Source organism: Thauera sp. K11, from assembly GCF_002354895.1.
Classification (GTDB): Bacteria; Pseudomonadota; Gammaproteobacteria; order Burkholderiales; family Rhodocyclaceae; genus Thauera; species Thauera sinica.
Genome location: NZ_CP023439.1, coordinates 3,004,985 through 3,028,599 on the forward strand (window position 1 = coordinate 3,004,985; position 23,615 = coordinate 3,028,599).

General features: G+C 68.3%; 26 protein-coding genes. 16 read left to right on the top strand and 10 right to left on the bottom strand.

Annotated elements, in window-relative coordinates; genetic code table 11:
- The first annotated feature begins 142 nt into the window (after positions 1-142).
- A complete protein-coding gene (gene aceK / locus CCZ27_RS13000; protein ID WP_096448796.1) occupies positions 143-1,942 on the top strand; it encodes a bifunctional isocitrate dehydrogenase kinase/phosphatase in 1,800 nt (599 codons plus the stop codon).
- Between the two features lie 22 nt (positions 1,943-1,964).
- Here aceK and soxZ read toward each other — a convergent pair whose 3' ends face one another.
- Positions 1,965-2,276 carry a thiosulfate oxidation carrier complex protein SoxZ gene (gene soxZ, locus CCZ27_RS13005; protein ID WP_096448798.1) on the bottom strand — a complete coding sequence of 104 codons (312 nt, stop codon included), beginning with the start codon at positions 2,274-2,276 and terminating at the stop codon, positions 1,965-1,967.
- Between the two features lie 19 nt (positions 2,277-2,295).
- On the bottom strand, positions 2,296-2,763 hold the full coding sequence (soxY, locus tag CCZ27_RS13010) for a thiosulfate oxidation carrier protein SoxY (protein ID WP_096448800.1): 468 nt from the start codon (positions 2,761-2,763) through the stop codon (positions 2,296-2,298).
- Between the two features lie 275 nt (positions 2,764-3,038).
- Between soxY and CCZ27_RS13015 the strand changes: the two genes are divergently transcribed.
- Complete coding sequence (locus CCZ27_RS13015; RefSeq protein ID WP_096448802.1) at positions 3,039-3,347, top strand: c-type cytochrome; 309 nt, start codon at positions 3,039-3,041, stop codon at positions 3,345-3,347.
- Between the two features lie 13 nt (positions 3,348-3,360).
- On the top strand, positions 3,361-4,638 hold the full coding sequence (locus tag CCZ27_RS13020; protein WP_096448804.1) for an NAD(P)/FAD-dependent oxidoreductase: 1,278 nt from the start codon (positions 3,361-3,363) through the stop codon (positions 4,636-4,638).
- A 19-nt stretch (positions 4,639-4,657) separates the two neighbouring features.
- On the opposite strand, the gene CCZ27_RS13025 is transcribed toward CCZ27_RS13020, so the two are convergent.
- Genes CCZ27_RS13025 through coaBC form a run of 3 tightly spaced genes read right to left on the bottom strand, consistent with a single transcriptional unit; the run spans position 4,658 to position 6,785 of the window.
- The gene (locus CCZ27_RS13025) at positions 4,658-5,089 is read right to left on the bottom strand and encodes an NUDIX hydrolase (protein WP_096448806.1); all 432 of its coding nucleotides are present in this window, start codon (positions 5,087-5,089) and stop codon (positions 4,658-4,660) included.
- Complete coding sequence (gene dut, locus CCZ27_RS13030) at positions 5,089-5,538, bottom strand: dUTP diphosphatase (protein ID WP_096448808.1); 450 nt, start codon at positions 5,536-5,538, stop codon at positions 5,089-5,091. Before dut ends, CCZ27_RS13025 begins: the two co-directional genes overlap by 1 nt.
- Positions 5,539-5,591: 53 nt before the next feature.
- Positions 5,592-6,785, bottom strand: coding sequence for a bifunctional phosphopantothenoylcysteine decarboxylase/phosphopantothenate--cysteine ligase CoaBC (coaBC, locus tag CCZ27_RS13035; protein ID WP_096448810.1), 1,194 nt, complete (start codon positions 6,783-6,785; stop codon positions 5,592-5,594).
- A gap of 85 nt (positions 6,786-6,870) precedes the next feature.
- On the opposite strand from coaBC, the gene radC reads away from it, so the two are divergent.
- From radC to rpmG, 3 genes are all read left to right on the top strand, one after another.
- Positions 6,871-7,548, top strand: a complete 678-nt coding sequence (gene radC, locus CCZ27_RS13040; RefSeq protein ID WP_096448812.1) for a RadC family protein — start codon at positions 6,871-6,873, stop codon at positions 7,546-7,548.
- Between the two features lie 135 nt (positions 7,549-7,683).
- Entirely contained in the window at positions 7,684-7,920 is a 237-nt protein-coding gene (gene rpmB, locus CCZ27_RS13045) for a 50S ribosomal protein L28 (protein WP_096448814.1), read from the top strand.
- A 26-nt stretch (positions 7,921-7,946) separates the two neighbouring features.
- A complete protein-coding gene (gene rpmG, locus CCZ27_RS13050) occupies positions 7,947-8,114 on the top strand; it encodes a 50S ribosomal protein L33 (protein ID WP_096448816.1) in 168 nt (55 codons plus the stop codon).
- Between the two features lie 204 nt (positions 8,115-8,318).
- Here rpmG and CCZ27_RS13055 read toward each other — a convergent pair whose 3' ends face one another.
- The gene (locus CCZ27_RS13055; RefSeq protein WP_011764868.1) at positions 8,319-8,522 is read right to left on the bottom strand and encodes a cold-shock protein; all 204 of its coding nucleotides are present in this window, start codon (positions 8,520-8,522) and stop codon (positions 8,319-8,321) included.
- Between the two features lie 342 nt (positions 8,523-8,864).
- Between CCZ27_RS13055 and clpS the strand changes: the two genes are divergently transcribed.
- The 4 genes from clpS to aceA all read left to right on the top strand — a co-directional run bounded on the left by clpS (position 8,865) and on the right by aceA (position 13,759).
- Positions 8,865-9,173 (top strand): ATP-dependent Clp protease adapter ClpS, encoded by a 309-nt coding sequence (clpS, locus tag CCZ27_RS13060; protein ID WP_096452525.1) that lies wholly within the window; start codon positions 8,865-8,867, stop codon positions 9,171-9,173.
- On the top strand, positions 9,174-11,450 hold the full coding sequence (gene clpA / locus CCZ27_RS13065) for an ATP-dependent Clp protease ATP-binding subunit ClpA (protein WP_096448818.1): 2,277 nt from the start codon (positions 9,174-9,176) through the stop codon (positions 11,448-11,450).
- Positions 11,451-11,646: 196 nt separating this feature from the next.
- Positions 11,647-12,126: a ribonuclease E activity regulator RraA gene (gene rraA, locus CCZ27_RS13070; protein WP_096448820.1), complete on the top strand. Its 480-nt coding sequence runs from the start codon at positions 11,647-11,649 to the stop codon at positions 12,124-12,126.
- 319 nt (positions 12,127-12,445) lie between these two features.
- Entirely contained in the window at positions 12,446-13,759 is a 1,314-nt protein-coding gene (gene aceA, locus CCZ27_RS13075) for an isocitrate lyase (RefSeq protein ID WP_096448822.1), read from the top strand.
- Positions 13,760-13,850: 91 nt separating this feature from the next.
- Here the strand turns inward: aceA and CCZ27_RS13080 are convergent, their stop codons facing one another.
- On the bottom strand, positions 13,851-14,420 hold the full coding sequence (locus tag CCZ27_RS13080) for a Spy/CpxP family protein refolding chaperone (protein ID WP_096448824.1): 570 nt from the start codon (positions 14,418-14,420) through the stop codon (positions 13,851-13,853).
- Positions 14,421-14,608: 188 nt separating this feature from the next.
- Here CCZ27_RS13080 and CCZ27_RS13085 point away from each other — a divergent pair, with 188 nt between their 5' ends.
- Entirely contained in the window at positions 14,609-15,373 is a 765-nt protein-coding gene (locus tag CCZ27_RS13085; protein ID WP_096448826.1) for a response regulator, read from the top strand.
- Complete coding sequence (locus CCZ27_RS13090) at positions 15,370-16,701, top strand: ATP-binding protein (RefSeq protein ID WP_096448828.1); 1,332 nt, start codon at positions 15,370-15,372, stop codon at positions 16,699-16,701. The genes CCZ27_RS13085 and CCZ27_RS13090 overlap by 4 nt, the downstream gene beginning before the upstream one ends.
- Here CCZ27_RS13090 and gcvA read toward each other — a convergent pair.
- Positions 16,667-17,689: a transcriptional regulator GcvA gene (gene gcvA / locus CCZ27_RS13095; RefSeq protein WP_096448830.1), complete on the bottom strand. Its 1,023-nt coding sequence runs from the start codon at positions 17,687-17,689 to the stop codon at positions 16,667-16,669. The genes CCZ27_RS13090 and gcvA overlap by 35 nt on opposite strands.
- 98 nt (positions 17,690-17,787) lie before the next feature.
- On the opposite strand from gcvA, the gene CCZ27_RS13100 reads away from it, so the two are divergent.
- On the top strand, positions 17,788-18,141 hold the full coding sequence (locus CCZ27_RS13100) for a DUF2917 domain-containing protein (protein ID WP_232516382.1): 354 nt from the start codon (positions 17,788-17,790) through the stop codon (positions 18,139-18,141).
- A 34-nt stretch (positions 18,142-18,175) separates the two neighbouring features.
- Here CCZ27_RS13100 and CCZ27_RS13105 read toward each other — a convergent pair whose 3' ends face one another.
- A complete protein-coding gene (locus CCZ27_RS13105) occupies positions 18,176-19,744 on the bottom strand; it encodes a glycerol-3-phosphate dehydrogenase/oxidase (RefSeq protein ID WP_096448834.1) in 1,569 nt (522 codons plus the stop codon).
- 31 nt (positions 19,745-19,775) lie between these two features.
- A complete protein-coding gene (glpK, locus tag CCZ27_RS13110; protein ID WP_096452527.1) occupies positions 19,776-21,266 on the bottom strand; it encodes a glycerol kinase GlpK in 1,491 nt (496 codons plus the stop codon).
- Positions 21,267-21,464: 198 nt separating this feature from the next.
- Between glpK and CCZ27_RS13115 the strand changes: the two genes are divergently transcribed.
- From CCZ27_RS13115 to CCZ27_RS13125, 3 genes are all read left to right on the top strand, one after another.
- Positions 21,465-22,307: a DMT family transporter gene (locus CCZ27_RS13115; RefSeq protein ID WP_096452529.1), complete on the top strand. Its 843-nt coding sequence runs from the start codon at positions 21,465-21,467 to the stop codon at positions 22,305-22,307.
- An 86-nt stretch (positions 22,308-22,393) separates the two neighbouring features.
- Positions 22,394-22,756, top strand: coding sequence for a SpoIIAA family protein (locus tag CCZ27_RS13120; protein WP_096448836.1), 363 nt, complete (start codon positions 22,394-22,396; stop codon positions 22,754-22,756).
- Positions 22,753-23,607, top strand: coding sequence for a sulfurtransferase (locus CCZ27_RS13125; RefSeq protein WP_096448838.1), 855 nt, complete (start codon positions 22,753-22,755; stop codon positions 23,605-23,607). Before CCZ27_RS13120 ends, CCZ27_RS13125 begins: the two co-directional genes overlap by 4 nt.
- The last annotated feature ends 8 nt before the right edge of the window (positions 23,608-23,615 follow it).

Consider the following 23,615-nt stretch of genomic DNA (forward strand, 5'->3'; position numbering starts at 1 on the left):
GCCGATTATCGCCCAAAAGCCATGGGCCCGGAAGCAATCCGGCCCGACCGCGCCGCCGGGGCGCGGCGGGCGGAATGCTAAGATTTCCGCCGCTGCCCGCCCGCCGGCAGGCCCCGCAACAGCGCACGTCCGGAGTCATGCGATGGAACCCCTGATTGGAGAAAACCCGGTTGCACAGGCGATCGCGCATGCGCTGATCGAGGGTTTCGACAAGCATTACCGCATCTTCCGCGGAACCTCGCGGCGGGCGAAGGAGTACTTCGAGGCGGCCCAGTGGCGGGAGCAGCTCAACGCGGTGCGCGAGCGGGTGCAGTTCTACGACGACCGGGTGGACGAGACGGTGCGCCGGCTGCACGGCGAATTCGACGCCGATTCGGTGGACAACCCCACCTGGCAGCAGGTCAAGCTCCATTTCATCGGCATGCTGATCAACCATCGCCAGCCGGAGCTTGCGGAGACCTTCTTCAATTCGGTCACCACCAGGATCCTGCACCGCAGCTACTTCAACAACGACTACCTGTTCGCGCGGCCGGCGATCTCCACCGAGTTCATCGAGTCCTACCCGCCGGTCTATTCCAGCTACTACCCGCAGGATGACGGCCTGCGCGCGACAGTGAAGCGCATCGTCGAGGACTTCGACTGGCAGCGCAGCTTCGAGGACCTGGACCGCGACGTGGGCCTGATCCTGCGCGCGATCCGGACGCACCTCGGCGCGTGGCCGAAGATGGAGGTCAATTGCCAGTTGCAGGTGCTGTATTCGGCCTTCTACCGCAACAAGACCGCCTACATCATCGGCAAGGCGATCAACGGCTACCAGGAGTACCCGTTCTCGGTGGCGGTGCGGCACAACGACGCCGGCCTGCTCTACATCGACGCCATCCTGCTCGATCCCTGGCGCATCTCGGTGCTGTTCTCGCTGTCGCGCGCCTACTTCATGGTCGACATGGAAGTGCCGTCCGGCTACGTGCAGTTCCTGCGCTCCATCATGCCGAACAAGCCGCGTTCCGAGCTTTATACGATGCTGGGGCTGGGCAAGCAGGGCAAGACGATGTTCTTCCGCGACCTGGTCGCCCACCTGCGCCACTCGAACGACCGCTTCATCATCGCGCCCGGCATCCGCGGGCTGGTGATGCTGGTGTTCACGCTGCCGTCCTACCCTTACGTGTTCAAGATCATCAAGGACGTGTTCGGCAGCTCGAAGAACATGGACCGCGCCACCGTCCAGCGCAAGTACCTGATGGTCAAGCACGTCGACCGGGTCGGCCGCATGGCCGACACGCTGGAATTCTCCAACGCCGCGCTGCCGCTGTCGCGCTTCCACCCCGCCCTGCTCGAGGAGCTGTGCACGCTGGCGCCCAGCGCCTTCGACGTGGAGGGCGACAAGGTGATCATCAAGCACTTCTACATCGAACGCCGCATGACGCCGCTCAACATCTACCTGGAACAGGCCGGGGACGACGAGGTGGAGCAGGCGGTCATCGAATACGGCAACGCCATCCGGGAACTGGCGGTCGCCAACATCTTCCCCGGCGACATGCTGTGGAAGAACTTCGGCGTCACCCGCTACGGCCGGGTCGTGTTCTACGACTACGACGAGATCGAGTACATGACCGACATGAACTTCCGCCGCATCCCGCCCGCGCCCTACGAGGACATGGAGATGTCGGGCGAGCCGTGGTACTGCGCCGGGCCGATGGACGTGTTCCCGGAAGAGTTCGCCACCTTCCTGCTGGGCTCGCCGCGCGTGCGCAAAGCCTTCGTCAAGCACCACCGCGACCTGCTGGAGCCCGCCTTCTGGCAGCAGGCGCAGCAGCGCATCCGCGACGGCTACATCGAGGACTTCTTTCCGTATCCGCTCGAACTGCGCTTTTGCAGGCAGTTCGGCAGCGCCGCGGCGAAGAGGCGCCGCCGGGAGGGGACGCGGCCCGCACGCACGGCGTGAGGCGCCCGGCCGCTGCGGCCGGTCATGCGATCTCGGCTTCGTCGCTGCGGCTTTCGCCCTTGTTGTCGATCCAGCTCACGCGCACGCGCTCGCCCGCGGCGCCGCCCCGGAACTTGAACGCGAGGTAGGGGTTCGCCGACACCGACGGGCCGAACTGCGCACTGAGCACGACGCGGTCGCCGTGATGCACGGTCAGATCGGTGATGAAGTGGGCCGGCACCAGCCCGCCCGCGGCGGTCTTGCGCTGCCCGGTCTCCATCGCGTGGGACATCCTGGCGCGCACCTCGGTGATGCCGTCCTTCACGGTCGCGCGGATGCGCGTCGGGTTCGTCATGGTTCCTCGTTCCTCCCGGTCAGGCGCCGCAGCCGCCGATGGTGACCTTCACTTCCTTCCTGATCGCGTAGAAGCGCCCATCCGCCTTCACCAGCACGTGGATGTCGGACGACTGGCTCATCTTCACCTCGGCCTGCAGGTCGGCGACCGTGCCCTCGGGGAGGGTGAAGTGCGCCGCCAGCAGGTTGGGGTTCTTCTCGATCAGGATGGCGATCTGCTCGGTCTTCGGCAGCCGGCTGACGATGCCCAGGCGCACCGCCGCGCCGTTCTCGTTGAGGTCGGGCACGTTGAGTTCGATGTCGGTGCTCGCCGCCGGCTTGCCCGCGCCGAGCGCCGACAGCGCCGCCTCCAGCGTGTGCGCCTCGAAGCCGGCACGGTTCTGCGCGGCCTGCGCGAGTTCCGGGCCGATCAGGCCGGCGGCCGCGAGCAGCGCGAACAGGCCCAGCCCGCCGGCCGCCCGCAGCGCTTCCCTGCGTTGGTGATCCATTCATTCTCTCCAGCAATACATATGTGGCGACGCGTACTCGCGCAGTGCGCATTCGCCCCTGATCTCCATGACGCCGCAGCCGGGCACGCGGCGCAGGCATCCCGCCGGCCGGCGTGGCACGCGGCGTGGCACGCGGCGTGGCACGCGGCGCGGCGCCCGGCACGGCTCGGCTATACTTCCCGGCCCGGAGGCGATCGCATTGCGCCGCATTCGCATGGACGACCGGCGTCGCGTACGGAAGTTCGCTCTCCCGGCGCGAAAAAAAGGAGCCCGACGTGAAACTCACCCCTGCCCTCGCCCTGCTGTGCCTGTTGGGCACGGCCGGCGCCGCCGCTGCGGCCGATCCGAACCTCGCCCGCAACCTCGCCGCGACCTGTGCGAATTGCCACGGGACCGACGGCCGCAGCGTCGGCGGCATGGACAGGCTGGCCGGCGAATCGCGCGACGGGCTGCTGCAAAAGCTGCTCGCCTTCAAGTCCGGCGAGCGGCCGGCCACGATCATGCACCAGATCGCCCGGGGCTACAGCAACGAACAGCTCGCGCTGATCGCCGGCTATTTTGCCGCCCAGCGGGCCCAGGATTGAGGAGACCGACAGCATGCCGAATCGACGCGGCTTCATGAAGGGCCTCGCCGGCGCCGTCGGCGCCGCCGCGCTGGGCAGCCTCGCCGCCTGTGCCGGCGTCGCGCCGTCGCGCGCACGTGCCCACGTGGTGGTGGTCGGCGGCGGCTTCGGCGGCGCCACGGCCGCGAAATACCTGCGCATGTGGAGCCAGGGCGAGGTCGACGTGACGCTGGTCGAGCGCAACGCCAGCTTCGTCTCCTGCCCGATCTCGAACCTGGTGGTGGGCGGCTACCGCGAGCTTGCCGGCATCACCGCGTCCTATGCCGGCCTGCAGTCGAAATGGGGCGTGCGGCTGATCAACGACGAAGCCACCGCGATCGACGCCGGCAAGCGCACGGTGAGCACCGCCGCCAGCGGCACGCTGAGCTACGACCGGCTCGTGCTGTCGCCGGGCATCGACTTCCTGCCCAACGCCGTGCCCGGCCTCGAAGGCAACTTCGAGCGCATTCCGCATGCCTGGAAGGCCGGGCCGCAGACGGTGCTGCTGCGCCGGCAACTGCAGGACATGGCCGACGGCGGCGTGTTCGTGCTGCACATCCCGAAGGCGCCCTTCCGCTGCCCGCCCGGCCCCTACGAGCGCGCCTGCGTCGTGGCGAGCTACCTGCGCCGGCACAAACCGCGCTCCAAGGTGCTGGTGCTGGATGCCAACGGCGAGATCCAGTCGAAGAAAGCGCTGTTCGCCAAGGTATTCGAGGGCTACGGCGGACTGATCGAATACGTGCCCAATAGCGAACTGCGTTCGGTCGACGCCGCGACGCGCAGCGCGGAACTGGAGTTCGACCGCATCCGCGCCGACGTGCTCAACGTGATCCCGCCCATGCGCGCCGGCACCATCGCCACGAAGGCCGGGCTGCCCCTGTCGAACGGCCGCTGGGTCGATGTCGACTGGCTGACGATGGAAGCGAAAGGCGTCGCCGGCGTGCATGTGCTCGGCGATGCCCTGCAGCCCGCGCCGGCCATGCCCAAGTCCGGCCACATGGCCAACCAGCACGCCAAGGTGGCCGCCGCGGCCATCCTGAACCTGCTTGCCGGCGAGGCGCCCAACCCCGCGCCGGTCGTCATGAACACCTGCTACAGCTTCGTCGACGACCGCAACGTGATCCACATCGCCTCGGTGCATCAATACGATGCCGCCAAGCGGCAGCCGATTCCGGTGGAGGGCGCGGGCGGCCTGTCGACCGTGGCCAGCGAGGCCGAGGGCCGGTTCGCACTGGCCTGGGCGAAGAACATCTGGGCCGACATGCTGGCCTGAACCCGCGGGCTGGTGCGGTTCAGCCGCGCCAGCCGAGTTCGAGCATCCAGGGCCCCGGCCCCGCCCGCAGCGCCTCGCGCACATAGGGCACCGTCGCCTCGGGCAAGGCGGCGGCGTCGAACCATCCCATGCGGTCGCACTTCCCGGGCTCGCGGATGGCGGGCTCGCCGTTCCAGCGCGTCGCACGCACGAAGAAGTCGATGCGATTGGTATCGGACAGCCGATGCACCACGCCGACCCATTCCAGGTCCTGCAGGGCCACCGTCAGCCCAGTCTCCTCGCGCATCTCGCGCACCGCGGCCTGCAGTACGGATTCGCCCGGCTCCACATGGCCGCCCGGCAGGCTGTACAGCCCGTCGAAGAAGCCGGTGCCGGCGCGCCGCATCAGCAGGATGCATCCCTCGCGCTCGCACACCATGTGCACGCCGGTCGGGATGCCCGCATGGGGCATCAGTGCTGCCCCGTGCTGCCGAAGCCGTTGCTGCCGCGTTCGCTGGCGGCGAAGTCGTCGACGACGTTCAACGCGACCTGCAGCACCGGCACGACCACCAGTTGGGCGATGCGCTCCATCGGCTGGACGGTGAAACTGCCGCGCCCGCGGTTCCAGACCGACACGAAGATCTGCCCCTGGTAGTCGGAATCGATCAGCCCGACGAGGTTGCCGAGCACGATGCCGTGCTTGTGCCCGAGCCCGGAGCGCGGCAGCACCATGGCAGCGAGGCCGGGGTCTGCCAGGTGGATCGCCAGGCCGCTCGGCACCAGCGTCGTCTCGCCCGGATGCAGGGTGACCGCCGCCGGCAGGCAGGCGCGCAGGTCCAGGCCGGCGGAACCACCGGTGGCATAGGCCGGCAGATGGCCCTTGAGCCGCTCGTCCAGGATCTTGATGTCGATTCGGTGCATGTCGCGCTCCCTGTTTCGTCCGTCGGTATCGCTCGGGATGGGGTCGCCGCCGTTCAGACCCTGGGCGGCAGCATGGCGGCAAGGTGGTCGACGATGCCGCGCGCCACCTCGGCCTTGGAGGCGCGCGGCAGCGGATGGCGTCCGGCATCGTCGTACAGGACGACGGTATTGTCGTCGCCGCCCATGCCGTCGCTCACGAGGTTGCCCACGAGCAGCGGCAGGCGCTTGTTGCGCCGCTTGCCCTCGGCGTAGGCGTCGAGGTCGCGGCTCTCGGCCGCGAAGCCGACGCAGAACGGTGCGGCCGGCAGGGCCGTCACCTCGGCAAGGATGTCAGGGTTCTGTGTCAGCGCGATGGACAGCGCCTCGCCCGTCTTCTTGAGCTTGTGCTCCGACGCCTGCAGCGGCCGGTAGTCGGCCACCGCCGCCACGCCGATGAACACGTCCGCATCGGGCAGCGCCCGCAGCACCGCGGCACGCATGTCCAGCGCACTGGCGGCCGGCACGCACTCGACGCCGAGCGGCACCGGCAGCGACACCGGCCCGCTCACCAGCACCACCTCGGCCCCCGCCTGGACGCACGCGCGTGCCAGGGCATAGCCCATCTTGCCCGAGCTGATGTTGGTGATGCCGCGCACCGGATCGATGGCCTCGAAGGTCGGCCCGGCGGTCATCACCACCTTGCGGCCGGCCAGGCGCTTGGGCACGAAGAAACCCTCAAGGAGTTCGACGAGTTCCTCCGGCTCGAGCATGCGCCCCATGCCGACCTCGCCGCATGCCTGGTCGCCCGCGGCCGGACCGAACACCGCCACGCCGTCGGCGCGCAGTCGGGCGACGTTGCGCTGCGTGGGCGGCGAGTCCCACATCTGCCGGTTCATCGCCGGCGCCACGATCAGCGGCACGTCGCGCGCGAGGCACAGCGTCGTCAGCAGGTCGTCGGCGAGGCCATGCACCAGCCGGGCGATGAAGTCGGCCGTCGCCGGCGCCACCAGGATGGCGTCCGCATCGCGGCCGAGGTCGATGTGCGCCATGTTGTTGGGCATGCGCGCATCCCACAGGTCGGACCATACGGTGTTGCCCGACAGCGCCTGGAAGGTGACCGGCGTGACGAAGCGCGCACCGCCCTCGGTGAGCACCACATGCACGTCGGCGCCCGCCTTGCCCAGCAGCCGCACGAGTTCGGCCGCCTTGTATGCCGCGACACCGCCGGTGACGCCCAGCACGATTTTCCTGCCCTGTAGACCGTTCATGACATTAGACTAGAATGGAATCCGCGCGGCCTGCCGCGCAACCGACGTCGACCTCGTGCCGAAACCGCCCCGAAAAGGAACCTCCATGGCAATCACCGACTGGCCCACGGACGAAAGACCACGCGAAAAGCTGCTCACACGCGGCTCCCAGGCGCTATCCGATGCCGAACTGCTGGCCATCTTCCTGCGCGTCGGCATTCGCGGCCAAAGCGCGGTCGACCTCGCACGCAGCCTGATGCACCGTTTCGGCAGCCTCACCCGGCTGTGCAATGCCAGTGCCGACGATTTCGCCGCCGTCCCGGGCATGGGGCTGGCGAAGTATGCCCAACTGCAGGCAGTGATGGAACTGGCCCGGCGCGCACTCACCGAGACGATGGCCGAACGCACGCTGTTCGATTCGCCGCAGGCGGTGCGCGACTGGCTGCGCCTGCGCCTGGGCCACCTGCCCCACGAAACCTTCTGCGTGCTGCTGCTCGATGCGCGCCACCGCCTGATCGATGCCGCGGACCTGTTCCGCGGCTCGCTGACGCAGACCTCGGTCTATCCGCGAGAGGTGGTCAAGCTCGCGCTGCAGCGCAACGCCTCGGCGGTCATCTTCGCGCACAACCACCCGTCCGGCGCCACCGAGCCGAGCACGGCCGACGAGGTGCTGACGCGCGCGCTCAAGGATGCGCTGTCACTGGTGGACGTCCGCGTGCTCGATCATTTCGTCGTTCCCGCCCACGGCATGCCGGTTTCGTTCGCAGAGCGGGGCCTGCTCTGAATGCACGGGGCGGCTCCGGCCCGCGGGCATTCGCGGCTGGCGCCGTGCAGCGCCAGCCAAACACCGCTTGCCATTGCCGGGGATCTTGCAGTATCCTTCGCCGTTTTCCGAACTCAGAATTCCCTGGAGCAACGTATGGCTCGCGTCTGCCAAGTCACCGGTAAAGCACCGATGGTGGGAAACAACGTCTCCCACGCCAACAACAAGACCAAGCGCCGTTTCCTGCCGAACCTGCAGAATCGCCGGTTCTGGAGCGAGACCGAAAACCGCTGGATCCGCCTGCGCGTATCCAATGCCGGCCTGCGCACCATCGACAAGAAGGGCATCGACGTCGTCGTTGCCGAGCTTCGCGCCCGCGGCGAGAAGCTGTAATCCGCCCGAACTGAACGGAGAACGCCATGGCAAAAGGCATCCGCGAAAAGATCAAGCTGGAATCGACCGCCGGCACCGGTCATTTCTACACCACGTCCAAGAACAAGCGCACCACGCCCGGAAAGCTCGAGTTCAACAAGTACGACCCGGTCGCACGCAAGCACGTGCCGTACAAGGAAATCAAGCTGAAGTGATGCGCCGGGCGGAGCCGGTCCGCCCAGTCGCGTTGCGCCCCGCTTACCCGCTGATTGCCGTCCCCATGGCGGCAGATCGCGCCTGAAGGCGTAGCGGCGTACGACGCATACCGACTCCAGAATGCAAGAAGGCCATCGGTCGTCCCGATGGCCTTCTTGCATTCCAGGTCCGGCCGCGACAAGCCGCGGCCGGCGATGGTCGCATCAAGCCCGCTGAATGTTCGAGGCCTGCTTGCCCTTGGGGCCCTGGGTCACCTCGAAGGAAACCTTCTCACCCTCTTTGAGGGTCTTGAAACCATTCATGTTGATGGCAGAAAAGTGCGCGAAAAGGTCTTCGCTGCCGTCATCGGGAGTAATGAAGCCGAAACCCTTGGAATCGTTGAACCACTTCACGGTACCAGTTGCCATATTGCATCTTTCCTTCAAGGTTGCTTGATACGACCGGCCCCCCGGCCGATACATCGGCGCCAGCCCGGCGCCGAGATGCTCGACGCGCCCGAAACCAGCACACAGCTTGGCTTTTACGCACTTGCCCGCACAGCGTCAACGATTTCTTCGGGGCGAAATTTGACGCGTCGCAGCATTGCGAAAAACCCATGCCGTCGGAAGCCTTTCAATTTCTTGAAACTTTTTTCGCGGTCCGCGCATGTCGCACCGCAGGACGTGCCCTTGAAGTCGCGCCACACACCCCCATCTCGGAGCTGAATCCGGCTTGTTGCACTCTGCCCCGAGTTCTTTAGAATGAATTCCATGGGTACCCGTAAACAAGACGAATTCCTGCTGGAGGCGAAGCGGACACGCACCAAGCCGCCACCCTTATACAAGGTGCTTCTGCTCAACGACGACTACACGCCGATGGATTTCGTGGTCATCGTGCTGCAGAAATTTTTCGGCATGGATCGCGAACGTGCCACGCGAGTCATGCTCCAAGTGCACAGAGAGGGCATGGGGATATGCGGAGTCTTTCCGCGAGACATTGCCTCGACGAAGGTCGAACAGGTCGTATCCTTTGCTCGTCAGCATCAACATCCGCTGGCATGCGTGATGGAGGAAAATTGAATGATCGCGCAAGAGCTTGAAGTGAGCCTGCACATGGCCTTTGTAGAGGCACGCCAGAAGCGACACGAGTTCATCACCGTGGAGCATCTGCTGCTTGCCCTGCTCGACAATCCCTCGGCAGCGGAAGTGCTGCGCGCCTGCGCCGCCAACATCGACGAGCTGCGGCGGGAACTGATGAACTTCATCAACGAGCACACCCCGACCATCGAAGGCAGCGAGGAGATCGACACGCAGCCGACCCTGGGTTTCCAGCGCGTGATCCAGCGCGCCATCCTGCATGTGCAGTCGTCCGGCAAGAAGGAAGTCACCGGCGCCAACGTGCTGGTCGCGATCTTCGGCGAGAAGGACTCGCACGCGGTGTATTTCCTGCAGCGCCAGAACATCTCGCGCCTGGACGTGGTGAACTTCATCTCGCACGGCATCGCCAAGGCGCCGCAGCAGGGAGCCAACCAGCAGAACCGCAACGAACCCGAACAGGGCGAGCAGGAAGCGGAAGAGAAGCAGCCCGGCGGTGCGCTGGAGAACTACACGCAGAACCTGAACCAGCAGGCGCTGGTGGGCAAGATCGACCCGCTGATCGGGCGCGAGAAGGAAGTCGAGCGCGTCATCCAGACCCTGTGCCGTCGGCGCAAGAACAACCCCTTGCTCGTCGGCGAGGCCGGCGTGGGCAAGACGGCCATCGCCGAGGGGCTCGCGCACCGCATCGTCGAGGGCCGGGTGCCGGAGATCCTGGAACATGCGCAGGTGTTCGCGCTCGACATGGGCGCCCTGCTCGCCGGCACCAAGTACCGCGGCGATTTCGAACAGCGCCTGAAGGCGGTGCTGAAACAGTTGCTCGAGAACCCGAATGCGATCCTCTTCATCGACGAGATCCACACGCTGATCGGCGCCGGCGCCGCATCGGGCGGCACGCTCGACGCGTCGAACCTGCTGAAGCCGGCATTGTCCTCCGGCCAGTTGAAGTGCATCGGCGCCACCACCTATAACGAGTTCCGCCAGATCTTCGAGAAGGATCACGCGCTGTCGCGCCGCTTCCAGAAGGTCGACGTGGTCGAACCTTCGGTGGCCGAGACGGTGGAGATCCTGAAGGGCCTCAAGAGCCGCTTCGAGGAACACCATGGCGTGAAGTACTCGACTTCGGCGCTGTCGAGCGCGGCCGAATTGTCGGCACGCTACATCAACGACCGCCACCTGCCCGACAAGGCGATCGACGTGATCGACGAGGCCGGCGCGGCGCAGCGCATCCTGCCCAAGTCCAAGCAGAAGAAGACCATCGGCAAGAACGAGATCGAGGAGATCGTCGCCAAGATCGCCCGCGTCCCGCCGCGTACGGTGTCGAACGACGACAAGGCGGCGCTGAGGACGCTCGAGCGCGACCTGAAGAACGTGGTGTTCGGCCAGGATGCCGCGATCGAGGCGCTCGCGCAGGCGATCAAGATGTCGCGCTCCGGCCTGGGCAATCCGCAGAGGCCGATCGGCTCCTTCCTGTTCTCCGGGCCGACCGGCGTGGGCAAGACCGAAGTCGCACGCCAGCTTGCCTACGTGCTGGGCATCGAACTGGTGCGCTTCGACATGTCCGAATACATGGAGCGCCATGCGGTCAGCCGCCTGATCGGCGCCCCCCCGGGCTACGTCGGCTTCGACCAGGGCGGCCTGCTCACCGAACAGATCACCAAGAAGCCGCACTGCGTGCTGCTGCTCGACGAGATCGAGAAGGCGCATCCGGACATCTACAACATCCTGCTGCAGGTCATGGACCACGGCACGCTGACCGACAACAACGGCCGGCAGGCGGACTTCCGCAACGTGCTCGTCATCATGACCACCAACGCGGGCGCCGAGACGATGCAGAAATCCGTCATCGGGTTCTCGGCCAAGCGCGAGGCGGGCGACGAGATGGAGGACATCAAGCGCATGTTCTCGCCGGAGTTCCGCAACCGGCTCGACGCGATGATCTCGTTCAAGTCGCTGGACAACGACATCATCCTGCGGGTGGTGGACAAGTTCCTGATGCAGCTCGAGGCCCAGTTGCACGAGAAGAAGGTCGAGGCGCACTTCACCGACGAGTTGAAGACCTGGCTTGCCGACAAGGGGTTCGATCCGCTGATGGGCGCACGCCCGATGGCCCGCCTGATCCAGGACACGATCCGCTCCGCGCTCGCCGACGAGTTGCTGTTCGGACGGCTGGCCAATGGCGGCAAGGTCACCATCGGCCTGGACGAGAACGACAAGGTCAGGCTGGTGTTCGAGCAGACCGAGGACGCGACCACCGTCTGATCTCCACCCGGGCAGTCCCGCACCGGACGCCTCCCCTTGCGGGAGGCGTTTTCTTGTCCGCTTCCGTCCGCCCCGATGCCGGCCCGGCGTACGGGGCCATCGGCATACAGGGGCTCTCCGTGCGCCGGGGCACAGTCGGCTATCATGCGCAGGCCCGCGGGGCATCCGCCCTGCCCGTGGATAACGAGGAGCCTCCATGACCATCCAGACCACCGATCTCTGCGACGCCAACGAAGACAAGGTCAGCGTCGTCAGCCCGATGTTCCGCAGCTTCGGCGGCCGCACCGCCTTCGGCGGGCCGATCGCCACCCTGAAGCTGTTCGAGGACAACGCGCTGGTGCGCAAGACGCTCGAGGGCGCCGGAGAAGGCCGCGTGCTCGTCATCGACGGCGGCGGCTCGATGCGCTGCGCACTCGTCGGCGACCAGTTGGCGGCGCTCGGCGTCGAGAACGGCTGGGCCGGCATCGTCGTCTATGGCTGCATCCGCGACGCCAAAGCGATCGGCGCGATGGACATCGGCGTGTTCGCGCTCGGCACCCATCCGCGCAAGACCGTCAAGCGCAACACCGGCGAAGCGGACATCCCGGTCACTTTCGGCGGCGTCACCTTCGTGCCGGGCCACCACCTGTATGCGGACGAGGACGGCGTCATCGTGTCGCCGACGGCGCTGATCTGAGCGTCCCGCGCCTGCGGTTGCGGAGGATGCCCCGGCCGGCGGACGTGACGCCGCACCGCAGCACGTTTCGGCATTCCTCCGTTTCACCAATCTGATTCACGTTTCACATCGTAAAAATAGAATCACAATGCATTGTTTTAAAGCATAAATTTTTTTCTTATGTCTTATATAAGACATATTGCTGCTACGCATGATGCAGCCTATACTTCGTCTCAACCGCGACACCTCTCCCCTCGAAGATGTTCCGGCGTGGACCTCTGACGGCAAGCCCGAAGCCGCCTGAGGTTGAATCAACACTCGAATCAGACAAGGACGCATCATGACCCTGACCCGCGAACAGCAAATCGCCGCCCTCGAAAAAGACTGGGCCGAGAATCCCCGTTGGAAAGGCATCAAGCGCGGTTACTCCGCCGCCGACGTGGTCCGCCTGCGCGGCAGCCTGCAGCCCGAATACACGCTGGCCCAGCGTGGCGCGCAGAAGCTGTGGGAGAAGATCAACGGCGGCGCCAAGAAGGGTTACGTGAATGCCTTCGGCGCGGTCACCGCGGGCCAGGCGATGCAGCAGGCCAAGGCCGGCCTCGAGGCCGTCTATCTGTCGGGCTGGCAGGTCGCCGCCGACGCCAACACCTCCGAGACCATGTACCCGGACCAGTCGCTGTACGCCTACGACTCGGTGCCGACCATGGTCCGCCGCATCAACAACACCTTCAAGCGCGCCGACGAGATCCAGTGGTCGCGCGGCGTCAATCCGGGCGACAAGGAATTCATCGACTATTTCCTGCCTATCGTCGCGGATGCCGAAGCCGGCTTCGGCGGCGTGCTGAACGCCTTCGAACTGATGAAGAACATGATCGCCGCCGGCGCCTCCGGTGTGCACTTCGAAGACCAGCTCGCCGCGGTGAAGAAGTGCGGCCACATGGGCGGCAAGGTGCTGGTGCCGACCCAGGAAGCGATCGAGAAGCTGATCTCCGCCCGCTTCGCCGCCGACACCATGGGCGTGCCGACGATCATCCTCGCCCGTACCGACGCCGAGGCCGCCAACCTGATCACCTCCGATCACGACGCCAACGACAAGCCCTTCCTGACCGGCGAGCGCACCCAGGAAGGCTTCTACCGCGTCAAGAACGGTCTGGAGCAGGCCATCAGCCGCGGCGTCGCCTACGCGCCCTACGCCGACCTGGTGTGGTGCGAGACCGGCACGCCGGACCTGGGCTTCGCCCGCGAGTTCGCGCAGGCCGTGCATGCCGCCTGCCCCGGCAAGCTGCTGTCGTACAACTGCTCGCCGTCCTTCAACTGGAAGAAGAACCTGGATGACAAGACCATCGCCAAGTTCCAGGACGAACTCTCGGCGCTGGGCTACAAGTACCAGTTCATCACGCTGGCCGGCATCCACATCAACTGGTACAACACCTTCAGGTTCGCCCACGCCTATGCCCGCGGCGAGGGCATGAAGCACTACACCGAGATGGTGCAGGAGCCGGAATTCGCCGCCCGCGAACTGGGCTACACCTTCGTGTCGCACCAGCAGGAAGTCGGCGCCGGCTACTTCGACGACGTGACCACCGTGATCCAGGGCGGCTCGTCCAGCGTCAAGGCGCTGACGGGTTCGACCGAAGAAGAACAGTTCCACTAAGCAGCGGCGGCGGACCGGCTCTGCCGGCCCGCCGATGCTGTACGGGCGAGGCCGCTCCGGATGCCCGGGGCGGCCTCGTTTTTTCCTGGCCTCAGTTGCGGGCCGGCCCTGGGCCCGGGCCCGGCTCAGCGGCGCCACCGCGGCCCGGCCGCATGCCCGGTCCGCGTTCAGCCTTGCCGCCTTGCGGCCCCATGTGGAAGTCGGCGTCGAAGACCTTCTTCTGCGCCTCGCTCAGCCGCGGATAGAAGGCTTCGACCGCACGCCGTGTCTCGGCCAGTTCGGTCTGATGGACACGGCTCATCTCTTCCATGCGCTGCAGGCGCTCGAGCGCGGTATCCGGCCGGTCGCCCTGGCGGAACGCGGCCATGCGCTCGCCGGCGCTCTTCGCACGCACCAGCATCGCTCCCTTGAACTGCGCCCATGCGTCCTGCTGCTCGGGCTTCAGCGCCAGCGCGAGTTCGAGGCGGGCGAGCCGGGTCTCCGCGCGCTGTGCGATGCGTTCGCTCAGTTGCGCAGGATCGAGGCGCTGCATCATCGGCCCGTGGCCGTAGCCATAACCGTAGCCGTCGCAGTGGCCGCCACGGGCCATCGCGGCGGTGGCGCCAAAGGCGGCGGTCGCAGCGAGGGCGGCGGCGATGGTGGTCTTCATCCAAGTCTTCATGAGGTTTCTCCTTGCGGGGACGATGCCCGTTCATTCGGGCGACGGAGCCATTGAACCACCCGGATGTAAGCGGGATTTGTCGCCCGGGCGCCGTTTTGCGGCCCCATGTCTCCAGCCCCCGGCCGGATACGCTGGGATACAAAGCCGGCCGTCTGCCGGCATAACATGCCGGCCATGGAGAGATCGCCATGAGCAACCACACCGACCACATCCTGATCGTCGATGACGATCGCGACATCCGCACCCTGCTCGCCGACTACCTCGAAAAGCAGGGGCTGCGCTGCACCGCCGCCGCCGACGGCCGCGACATGAAGGCCAAGCTCGAGGCCCACCGCGTCGACCTCATCGTGCTCGACGTGATGATGCCGGGCGAGGACGGCCTGACGCTGTGCCGCAACCTGCGCGCCAGCAGCGGCCCGAATGCCAACACGCCCATCCTGATGCTGACCGCGCGCGGCGAGGACATGGACCGCATCCTCGGCCTCGAGATGGGCGCCGACGACTACCTGCCCAAACCCTTCGTGCCGCGCGAACTGTATGCCCGCATCCGCGCCATCCTGCGCCGCGCCCGTGCGCTGCCGCCCAACCTCGACGCCGCGCCGCCGGCCAATGCGCGCGAACTGCGTTTCGCGCAATGGCGCCTCGATACCGCGAACCGCCACCTGATCGACACCGCGGGCACGGTCGTCGCGCTGTCGGGCGCGGAATACCGTCTGCTCGGCGTGTTCCTTTCCCATCCGCAGAAGGTGCTGTCGCGCGACCAGCTCATGGAACTCACCCAGGGACGCGAGGCCGACGTTTTCGACCGCTCGATCGACCTGCTGGTGAGCCGGCTGCGCCAGCGGCTGGGCGACAACGCGCGCGAGCCCTCGATCATCAAGACGGTGCGCAACGAAGGCTACGTGCTCGCCGCCGAGGTGACCGCGGTCGCCGGCGCGCAGGACGAGGCATGAAGCTGCCCTGGCCGCGCAGCCTGTTCTCGCGCCTGATGCTGATCTGGCTGGTCGGCATCGCGCTGGTGCTCGCGCTCAGCTTCATGCTGTTCGCTGGCGAGCGCGAGCGCGTCGGCCGTGCGGCTCTTCTGGCCGGCATCGCGCAGGAGATCGCCACCGCCGCGGACGTGCTCGACCGCATGCCGGCCGCCGAACGCGAGCGCTGGATCGACGAATTCGGCCGCCGGCGCCTGCGCTTCGCCCTGCGCGAACCGGGCGAGATGCCGCCGACGGAACAGTCCGGGAACCCGCTGCTGCAGGCGCTGCGCGACGCCATGCCGGAACGGACGGTGAGCCTGCACCGCATCGAACGCCACGGCATGCCGCATCCGATGCTCGCCGCTTCGGTGGGCCTCGCCGACGGCACCGCCCTGCTGGTGCGGCTGCCCGGCTTTCCCCCCCCGCCCGGGCTGCGGCTGCCGCCGCCCGACCGCCTGCTCGCGGCGTTGCTCGCGCTGATCGGCGGCGTCAGCCTGCTCGCCTGGATCGCCGTGCGCCTCGCCACCCGCCCGCTGTCGCGCATGGCGGCCGCGGCCCGCGCCATCGGCGAGGACCCCGAACGCGCGCCGATGGATACCGCCGGCCCCACCGAGGTCGCACAGGCCGCCGTCGCCTTCAACCAGATGCAGCAGCGCATCCGCGAACACGTGGCCGAGCGCACCCGCATCCTCGCCGCGATCTCGCACGACCTGCAGACGCCGATCACCCGGCTGCGGCTGCGCGCCGAGATGGTCGACGACGACACGTTGCGCGCACGCATCCAGTCCGACCTGGACGCGATGCAGGCGCTCGTCAGGGAGGGGCTGGACTATGCGCGCAGCCTGGATGAACGCCAGCCCGCGCAGCCGATCGACCTCGAGGGCCTGCTGTCCGCCCTGCGGGCGGATGCCGAAGACATGGGCTGGGAGGTCAGCCTCGCCGGCAGCGCACGGCACGCCTGCCCCGGCCAGCCGACCGCGCTGCGCCGCGCGCTGTGGAACCTGATCGAGAACGGCGTCAAGTTCGGCCAGCGGGTCGCCATCGCACTGCGCGAGAGCGCGGACGGATTCGAGATCCGCATCCGCGACAACGGGCCCGGTCTGCCGGAGTCCGAACTGGAGAAGGTGTTCGAGCCCTTCTACCGCACCGAATCCTCGCGCAGCCGGGAGACCGGCGGCACCGGGCTGGGGCTTGCGATCGCCCGCAACCTGTTGCGAGCGCAGCGCGGCGACGTGAGGCTGCGCAACCACCCCGAAGGCGGGCTCGAAGCCGTGGTCACCCTGCCGCCGGCGCCTGCGGCGGCGCATTGAGCGCAGGTGCTGCCGCCGGGCCCAGGGGCGTGGCGAGGTCGGCGGCCGCTTCGGCACGCAGCCACGCCAGGAAGTCGGCCAGCAGCGGCGTGTCGGCGCGGCGCTCGGGCAGGACGATCCAGTAGCGCCACCGCGGACGCGACTCGAACGCCGCCGGATAATCGAAGCTGCGGCAGCTCTCGCTGTCGGGCGTATGCGAGGCGGGGATGCCGATCTCGAACGGCCGCACGAGCTTGCCGGCGCGCAGCGCGAGGGCGGCGAGGCTGCGCCGCGCCAGAACCACGCCGCGGCCCTCGATCGCCGCCTGCACCACCAGGCCGGAATCCGAGATCATCAGCCCGGCCGACGGCTCGGGCCAGTCCAGCCCCGCCGCGCGAAACCACGGCACCCAGTCCTCCCCGTCCGAGCGCAGCAGCGGCAAGCCGGCGAGATCGGCGGGCCGGTCGAGACGCCGACCCGCCGCCAGTGCCGGGCTGAGCACCGGGAACATTTCGTCTTCCATCAGCACTTCCGCGCGCACGCCCGCATAGCCGCCCGGGCCCCAGCGGATGCAGACATCGACCGCATCGCGCGAGAAATCGGTGAGTTCGTTGGTGGCGGTGATGTTCACCTCGGCCCCGGGGTGGCGGTCGATGAAGTCGCCGATGCGCGGCGCCAGCCAGCGTCCGGCGAAGGACGGCATCACGCTGACCGACAGGCGGTTGCGGTTCATGCGCCGGCGCAGCGTGGCCACCGTGTCCGACAACTGGCGCAGGGCCGCATTGGTGCTCGCCAGCAGTTCCTCGCCGGCCGGCGTCAGGTTGACCTGGCGCCCCTGGCGCAGGAAGAGCGGAAAGCCGAGCTGCTCTTCGAGCGCGCGGATCTGGTGGCTGACCGCGCCGTGCGTGACGAAGAGTTCGTCGGCCGCGCGCGAGAAGCTGCCCAGCCGGGCAGCCGCCTCGAACATGCGCAACGCGGACAGCGGAGGCAGCCTGCCGGGACGTTCCATCTGTTAGCCCTGCTCACAAATCCGAGAGATTTCATCGTTTTTCAGATGCCCTGGGCTCGACCACAATGAAGCACCGCAACCGACCGAGGAAGAGCATCGTGGAAGCCAGATTAGCATCGTTCGTGCAGACCTTCGACGTCGATCGGCTGCTGTCCGTGCGCGACGCAGAGGGCTGGGCCGTGATCTGCGAAGCCGGGCGCGCCTGGCTCACACTTGAGGGACATTCACAGGACAAGTGGCTGTCCGCCGGCGAGCGCTTCGTGCTGCCCGAAGGAGGCCACGCCCTCATCGAGGCTGACGGCGCCGCCCGCATCAGGCTGCAGCCGCCGGCCGAGAGCCGCGCGGCGCGCCTGGTCGCAATCGTCCATGCGCGGAGCCGGCAGTTGTTGCGCGCAGCCGCCAATACCGCGATCGTGCGGCCCGAGGCGCTCGGCTGCACCGCGCGCTCCTGAGCGCGACGCCGCACCGGCCGGCCCATGGCGGCGGTCAGTCCTCCGCGCCCGGATCGCGGTAGCGGGCGGCCAGGGCGGAAAAGCGCGCGCACTCGGCCGCGCACCAGTCGGCGCCGACACCCCTTTCCTCCGCCAGGATGGCGGCCACCGCGGGAGCGGCCTCGGCCGCCAGCGCGGCATCGAGGAACAGCGCCCGATGCCTCCGCGCCAGGACATCCTCCACCGTGCGGGCGAATTCGGCGCGCGCGGCATATCGCACCTCGGCCTCGGTCAGCGTGAAGCCTTCGACCAGCCGGCGGCGCGCGCCGGGCAGCCGGTCGACCTGCTCGCGGTCGGTGCCGTAGGGGTCTTTTGGCGCCGCCGCGCCGTCCGCCCGCGGCGCGCCATGCAGCGGCAGGCGCGCGGTCGGCGAGTCGCGCCGCGGCAGGCCCGCCACCGACTGCGCCGCGTCGACCGCGTCCTGCGCCATCAGGCGGTAGGTCGTCCATTTGCCGCCGGTCACGCTGACCAGCCCGCCGGACGACACGTCGACGACGTGCTCCCGCGACAGGTTGCGGGTGGCCGAGGCCTCGCCGACACCGATCAGCGGCCGCAGCCCGACGAATGCGCTGAGCACGTCGGCGCGGCCCGGCGCCCGCGCCAGATGGCGGGCGGCCGTGGCGAGGATGAAATCCACCTCGCCCGGCAGCGGACGCGGCTCGAACGGTGCATCCGGACGCGGCGTGTCGGTGGTGCCGAGCAGCACCCTGCCCTGCCACGGGATCGCGAACAGCACCCGCCCATCGGCTGTGCGCGGCACCAGCATGGCATCCGGGCCGGGCAGGAACTCGCGGCCGACGACCAGGTGCACGCCCTGGCTCGGGCGCAACAGGCCCGGCACGGCCGGATCGGCCAGGCGGCGGACGGTATCGGCCCACACGCCGGCGGCATTGATCACCACCCGGGCAGCCGCGTCGTACGCTTCGCCCGTTTCGCAGTCCCGGACACGCACGCCGCAGACGCGGCCGCCTTCGACGGCGAGGCCGCTCACCTCGCAGTGGTTGATCGCCGTTCCGCCCAGATCGAACACCGTGCGCGCGAGCGCCAGCGCAAGACGTGCGTCGTCGAACTGCGCATCCATGTAGGCCACGCCGCCGCACAGCCCTTCCGTTCTCACCGTGGGCAGCGCCGCCACCGTGCGCGCGGCATCGAGCAAGCGGCGGCGGCCAAGGCCGCCGCCGGCGAGCAGGTCGTACGCGGCCAGCCCGGCGCCGATTAGCGGCCGGTCGTACCAGCGGTAGGCCGGCACCACGAAGCGCAGCGGCTGCACCAGGTGGGGAGCGTTCTCGAGCAGCCGCGCGCGTTCGGCGAGCGCTTCGCGCACCAGGGCGAAGCGCCCCTGCGCCAGGTAGCGCACGCCGCCGTGGATGAGCTTGGTGGCACGCGAACTGGTGCCGGCGGCAAAGTCGCGCGCTTCCAGCAACAGCACCGAATGGCCGCGCGCGGCGGCATCGACGGCACAGCCCAGGCCGGTGGCGCCGCCGCCGACGACGATCACGTCCCAATTGCGCCGCCCGCGCAGGCGTGCGATCAGCGCGGGGCGCGATGGGTCCGGGGTGCGCATTCCCTCTCCCGGTCGATCATGTCCAGCATCATCATTGCGATTCCCACCCCTTCGTCCGTTCGATTGCGCGCTGCCAGCGCGCGCACACCGCCTCACGCACGTCGGCCGGCAGCGACGGCGAGAAGACGCGGTCGACCTGCCACTGCGCCGCCAGCGCGTCCGGACCCGGCCATATGCCGACCCCCAGGCCAGCGAGGAAGGTCGCGCCCAGCGCGGTGGTTTCGAGCATGCGCGGCCGCAGCACCGGCACCCCCAGCAGATCGGCCTGGATCTGCATCAGCAGGTCGTTCGCCGCCGCGCCGCCGTCCACGCGCAGTTCGCTCAGCGGCGCGGCGCCATCCCGCTTCATCGCCTCGACCAGATCGACGGTCTGCAGCGCGATCGCTTCCAGCGCCGCCCGCGCGATGTGGCCGGCGCCGGTGCCGCGGGTCAGCCCGAGCAGCGCACCACGCGCGTAGGCATCCCAATGCGGCGCCCCCAGGCCGGTGAAGGCCGGCACCATCACCACGCCTCCACTGTCCGCCACGCTGGCGGCGAGCGCCTCGATGTCGGCAGCACGCTTTATCAGGCCGAGCGCGTCGCGCAGCCACTGCACGGTCGCACCGCCCATGAACACGCTGCCTTCGAGCGCATAGCGGGTTCCGCCCGGCCCCGACCAGGCGACGGTGGTCAGCAAGCGGTTGCGCGAGGCGACCGGCGCCCCGCCGGTGTTCATCAGCAGGAAGCAGCCGGTGCCATAGGTATTCTTCGCCATGCCCGGTGCGAAGCACGCCTGGCCGAAGGTGGCCGCCTGCTGGTCGCCCGCAAGGCCGGCGATCGGCACCGCCGCGCCGAGCACGCCAGGGTCGGTCTCGCCGCACACGCCGATGCTGTCCACCACTGCGGGCAAGAGGCGCGGCGGAATGCGGAAGCGTTCCAGCAGCAGCGGGTCCCAATCCCGCGTGTGCAGGTTGTACAGCAGCGTGCGCGATGCGTTGCCGGGATCGGTGACGTGCAGCCGGCCTCCGCTCAGGTGCCAGACCAGCCAGCTATCGATGGTGCCGAAGGCCAGTTCGCCGCGTTCGGCGCGGTCGCGCGCGCCGGGCAGGTGATCGAGCAGCCAGGCGAGCTTGGTGGCGGAAAAATAGGGGTCCAGCTCCAGGCCGGTGCGCTCGCGCAGGTCGTCGGCCCAGCCTTGCGCGCGCAGGCGGTCGCAGACGGCGGCGGTGCGCCGGTCCTGCCAGACGATGGCGGGTGCCAGCGCGCGGCCGCCGGCGCGCTCCCACAGCACGGTGGTTTCGCGCTGGTTGGCGATGCCCAGGGCGGCCAGTTCGTCCGCCCGCACGCCGGCGTCAACGAGCGCCATGCGGACGCAGTCGAGCTGTGTCCGCAGGATTTCATGGGCGTCATGCTCGACCCAGCCGGGCTGCGGGTAGTGCTGGGCGAAACCCAGTTGCGCCGCACCGCGCAGGCACCCGTCCGCATCGAACACCATCGCCCGCGAACTCGTCGTGCCCTGGTCCAGGGCCAGCAGGTAGCCCATCGTCATCCCCCCGTATAGGTGCATCCATGCGGATTCCAGCCTAACCCGATTCGCCCGCGCCGCGCGACCGCGAGGGCCTCCGCAGACACGATCCGGGCCGCCGGACGCTGCAGGCCATCGGCATCCGCGCGAGGTCCCGGCCGGCAGCCGGATATGGTTCAATCCCGCCTTCGGATTCTGCACCGCAACATCGTCGCCATGCCCATCTTGTGGATGATCGTCGCCAGCTTCTTCTTCGCCTGCATGGGCGTGTGCGTGAAGCTGGGGTCCGGCCGCTTCTCGACCGGCGAACTGGTGTTCTACCGGGGCTTCGTCGGCGTGCTGATGATGCTGGCCGCCGCCCGGGCACAGGGCATTGCGCTGGCCACGCCGCACTGGCGGATGCAGTTGTCGCGCAGCGTGTCGGGGTCGGTGGCGCTGATGAGCTACTTCTTCGCCATCGGCATCCTGCCGCTGGCCACGGCCGCGACCCTGAGCTACACGTCGCCGATCTTCGTCGCGTTGCTGCTCGCCCTGCGGTTCGGCGAGCGGCTGCGCTGGCCGGTGCTGGGCTCGGTCCTCGTCGGCTTCGCCGGTGTCGCGCTGCTGCTGCAGCCGACGCTGCGGCCCGAGCAATGGCTGGGCGCGGCGGTCGGGCTGGGCTCGGGCGCCATCGCCAGCCTCGCCTACATCAGCGTGCGCGAACTCGGCCGCGTGGGCGAACCGGAGGTCCGCACGGTGTTCTGGTTCTCGCTCGTCACGTCGCTGCTCGGCCTGGCATGGGCCGCCACCGGCGACTTCCATCCGCCCGATGCGGACGGCCTGGCCACGGTGCTGGGCGCGGGGCTCTTCGGCGGACTGGCCCAACTGGCGATGACGCGTTCCTACCGTTACGGGCGCACGGTGGTGTCGGCGAGCCTGAGCTATTCCACGGTGATCTTCGCCAGCCTCTTCGGCGCGCTGCTGTGGGACGAACACCTGGCGCTGGCGGCGTGGGCGGCGATCGCGCTCATCGTCGCCAGCGGCATCTTCGTGTCGCTCGCCGCGGGCCGCCCCGGCTGAGCGCCGCCGCCTCACGGGCCGCGATTGAGCGGTGCAGGCGCGAGGGCTATAGTGAGAACCAACTTCAATGCCCTGCGGAGGCCGCCATGATCACCACCGAGCACAGCGCCAGCCTGGTAGCCGTCACCGTCTTCGGCGAATTCACGCTCGCCGACTACAAGGAATTCGAAGAGCTGGTGAACTTCAAGGTGCAGTTCCAGGGCCAGGTCGACCTGCTGATGGACTTGCGCGAGATGGCCGGTTTCACGCTCGATGTGGCGTGGGAGGAGATCAAGTTCTCGCGCCAACACGCGCACGACTTCCGGCGCATCGCCGTCCTCACCGAAGACCAGTGGGTGACCTGGAGTGCGTGGGTGTCGCAGCTCTTCGTCGATGCGGAGGTGCAGGTCTTCGACGACGAGGCCGAAGCCCGCGACTGGCTGGCGGAAACGGCAGAGGCGGCGCGGTGAATGCATCCTTCGCGACACTGATCGGCGCGCTGGATCTGGCACAGCACCTGCACGACCCCGGCTGGGTCGTCGTCGATTGCCGCTTCGACCTGACCAACCCCGATTTCGGCTACCAGGCCTGGCGCCGCAGCCACCTTCCCGGCGCTTTCTACCTCGATCTCGACTCCGACCTGTCGGGGTTCCGCACCGGCGGCAACGGCCGCCATCCGCTGCCCGATCCGGCACAGCTCGCCGCGCGGCTGGGCGAATGCGGCATCGACAACCACTGCCAGGTGGTGGCCTACGACGACACCAACGGCATGTTCGCCGCGCGCCTGTGGTGGCTCATGCGCTGGCTCGGTCACCGTCGCGTGGCGGTGCTCGACGGCGGCCTGCAGGCGTGGTGCCGGGCCGCGCAGGCGCTCGATGGCGAAACGCCCGAAACGACGGCGCGCAGCTATACCTTCTCCCTCCAGCCCGGGCGGGTGGACGCGGACTACGTCGCCGCGCACCTGGGCAAGCCCGACATGCTGCTGGTCGATGCCCGCAGCCCCGACCGCTTCCGCGGCGAGAACGAGATGCTCGACCCGGTCGGCGGCCACATCCCCGGCGCCATCAACCGCTTCTTCCGCGACAACCTCGAGGAGGACGGCTGCTTCAAGCAAGCGTCGATGCTGCGCGAGGAGTTCGGCACCCTGCTCGCCGGGCGCAATCCGCACCAGGTCGTGCACCAGTGCGGCTCCGGCGTCACCGCCTGCCACAACCTGCTGGCGATGGAGGCGGCGGGCTTTCCCGGATCGCGCCTGTATGCCGGCTCGTGGAGCGAATGGTGCGCCGACCCGTCGCGGCCGGTCGCCACCGGCCCGGCCTGATCCCGCGC

Excerpts from the sequence above, each read along its gene's own strand:
- aceK (WP_096448796.1), top strand. The coding sequence starts at position 143 with ATGGAACCCCTGATTGGAGAAAACCCGGTTGCACAGGCGATCGCGCAT.
- soxZ (WP_096448798.1), bottom strand. The coding sequence starts at position 2,276 with ATGACGAACCCGACGCGCATCCGCGCGACCGTGAAGGACGGCATCACC.
- soxY (WP_096448800.1), bottom strand. The coding sequence starts at position 2,763 with ATGGATCACCAACGCAGGGAAGCGCTGCGGGCGGCCGGCGGGCTGGGC.
- CCZ27_RS13020 (WP_096448804.1), top strand. The coding sequence starts at position 3,361 with ATGCCGAATCGACGCGGCTTCATGAAGGGCCTCGCCGGCGCCGTCGGC.
- CCZ27_RS13025 (WP_096448806.1), bottom strand. The coding sequence starts at position 5,089 with ATGCCCCATGCGGGCATCCCGACCGGCGTGCACATGGTGTGCGAGCGC.
- dut (WP_096448808.1), bottom strand. The coding sequence starts at position 5,538 with ATGCACCGAATCGACATCAAGATCCTGGACGAGCGGCTCAAGGGCCAT.
- coaBC (WP_096448810.1), bottom strand. The coding sequence starts at position 6,785 with ATGAACGGTCTACAGGGCAGGAAAATCGTGCTGGGCGTCACCGGCGGT.
- radC (WP_096448812.1), top strand. The coding sequence starts at position 6,871 with ATGGCAATCACCGACTGGCCCACGGACGAAAGACCACGCGAAAAGCTG.
- rpmB (WP_096448814.1), top strand. The coding sequence starts at position 7,684 with ATGGCTCGCGTCTGCCAAGTCACCGGTAAAGCACCGATGGTGGGAAAC.
- rpmG (WP_096448816.1), top strand. The coding sequence starts at position 7,947 with ATGGCAAAAGGCATCCGCGAAAAGATCAAGCTGGAATCGACCGCCGGC.
- CCZ27_RS13055 (WP_011764868.1), bottom strand. The coding sequence starts at position 8,522 with ATGGCAACTGGTACCGTGAAGTGGTTCAACGATTCCAAGGGTTTCGGC.
- clpS (WP_096452525.1), top strand. The coding sequence starts at position 8,865 with ATGGGTACCCGTAAACAAGACGAATTCCTGCTGGAGGCGAAGCGGACA.
- clpA (WP_096448818.1), top strand. The coding sequence starts at position 9,174 with ATGATCGCGCAAGAGCTTGAAGTGAGCCTGCACATGGCCTTTGTAGAG.
- rraA (WP_096448820.1), top strand. The coding sequence starts at position 11,647 with ATGACCATCCAGACCACCGATCTCTGCGACGCCAACGAAGACAAGGTC.
- aceA (WP_096448822.1), top strand. The coding sequence starts at position 12,446 with ATGACCCTGACCCGCGAACAGCAAATCGCCGCCCTCGAAAAAGACTGG.
- CCZ27_RS13080 (WP_096448824.1), bottom strand. The coding sequence starts at position 14,420 with ATGAAGACTTGGATGAAGACCACCATCGCCGCCGCCCTCGCTGCGACC.
- CCZ27_RS13085 (WP_096448826.1), top strand. The coding sequence starts at position 14,609 with ATGAGCAACCACACCGACCACATCCTGATCGTCGATGACGATCGCGAC.
- CCZ27_RS13090 (WP_096448828.1), top strand. The coding sequence starts at position 15,370 with ATGAAGCTGCCCTGGCCGCGCAGCCTGTTCTCGCGCCTGATGCTGATC.
- gcvA (WP_096448830.1), bottom strand. The coding sequence starts at position 17,689 with ATGGAACGTCCCGGCAGGCTGCCTCCGCTGTCCGCGTTGCGCATGTTC.
- CCZ27_RS13105 (WP_096448834.1), bottom strand. The coding sequence starts at position 19,744 with ATGCGCACCCCGGACCCATCGCGCCCCGCGCTGATCGCACGCCTGCGC.
- glpK (WP_096452527.1), bottom strand. The coding sequence starts at position 21,266 with ATGGGCTACCTGCTGGCCCTGGACCAGGGCACGACGAGTTCGCGGGCG.
- CCZ27_RS13115 (WP_096452529.1), top strand. The coding sequence starts at position 21,465 with ATGCCCATCTTGTGGATGATCGTCGCCAGCTTCTTCTTCGCCTGCATG.
- CCZ27_RS13120 (WP_096448836.1), top strand. The coding sequence starts at position 22,394 with ATGATCACCACCGAGCACAGCGCCAGCCTGGTAGCCGTCACCGTCTTC.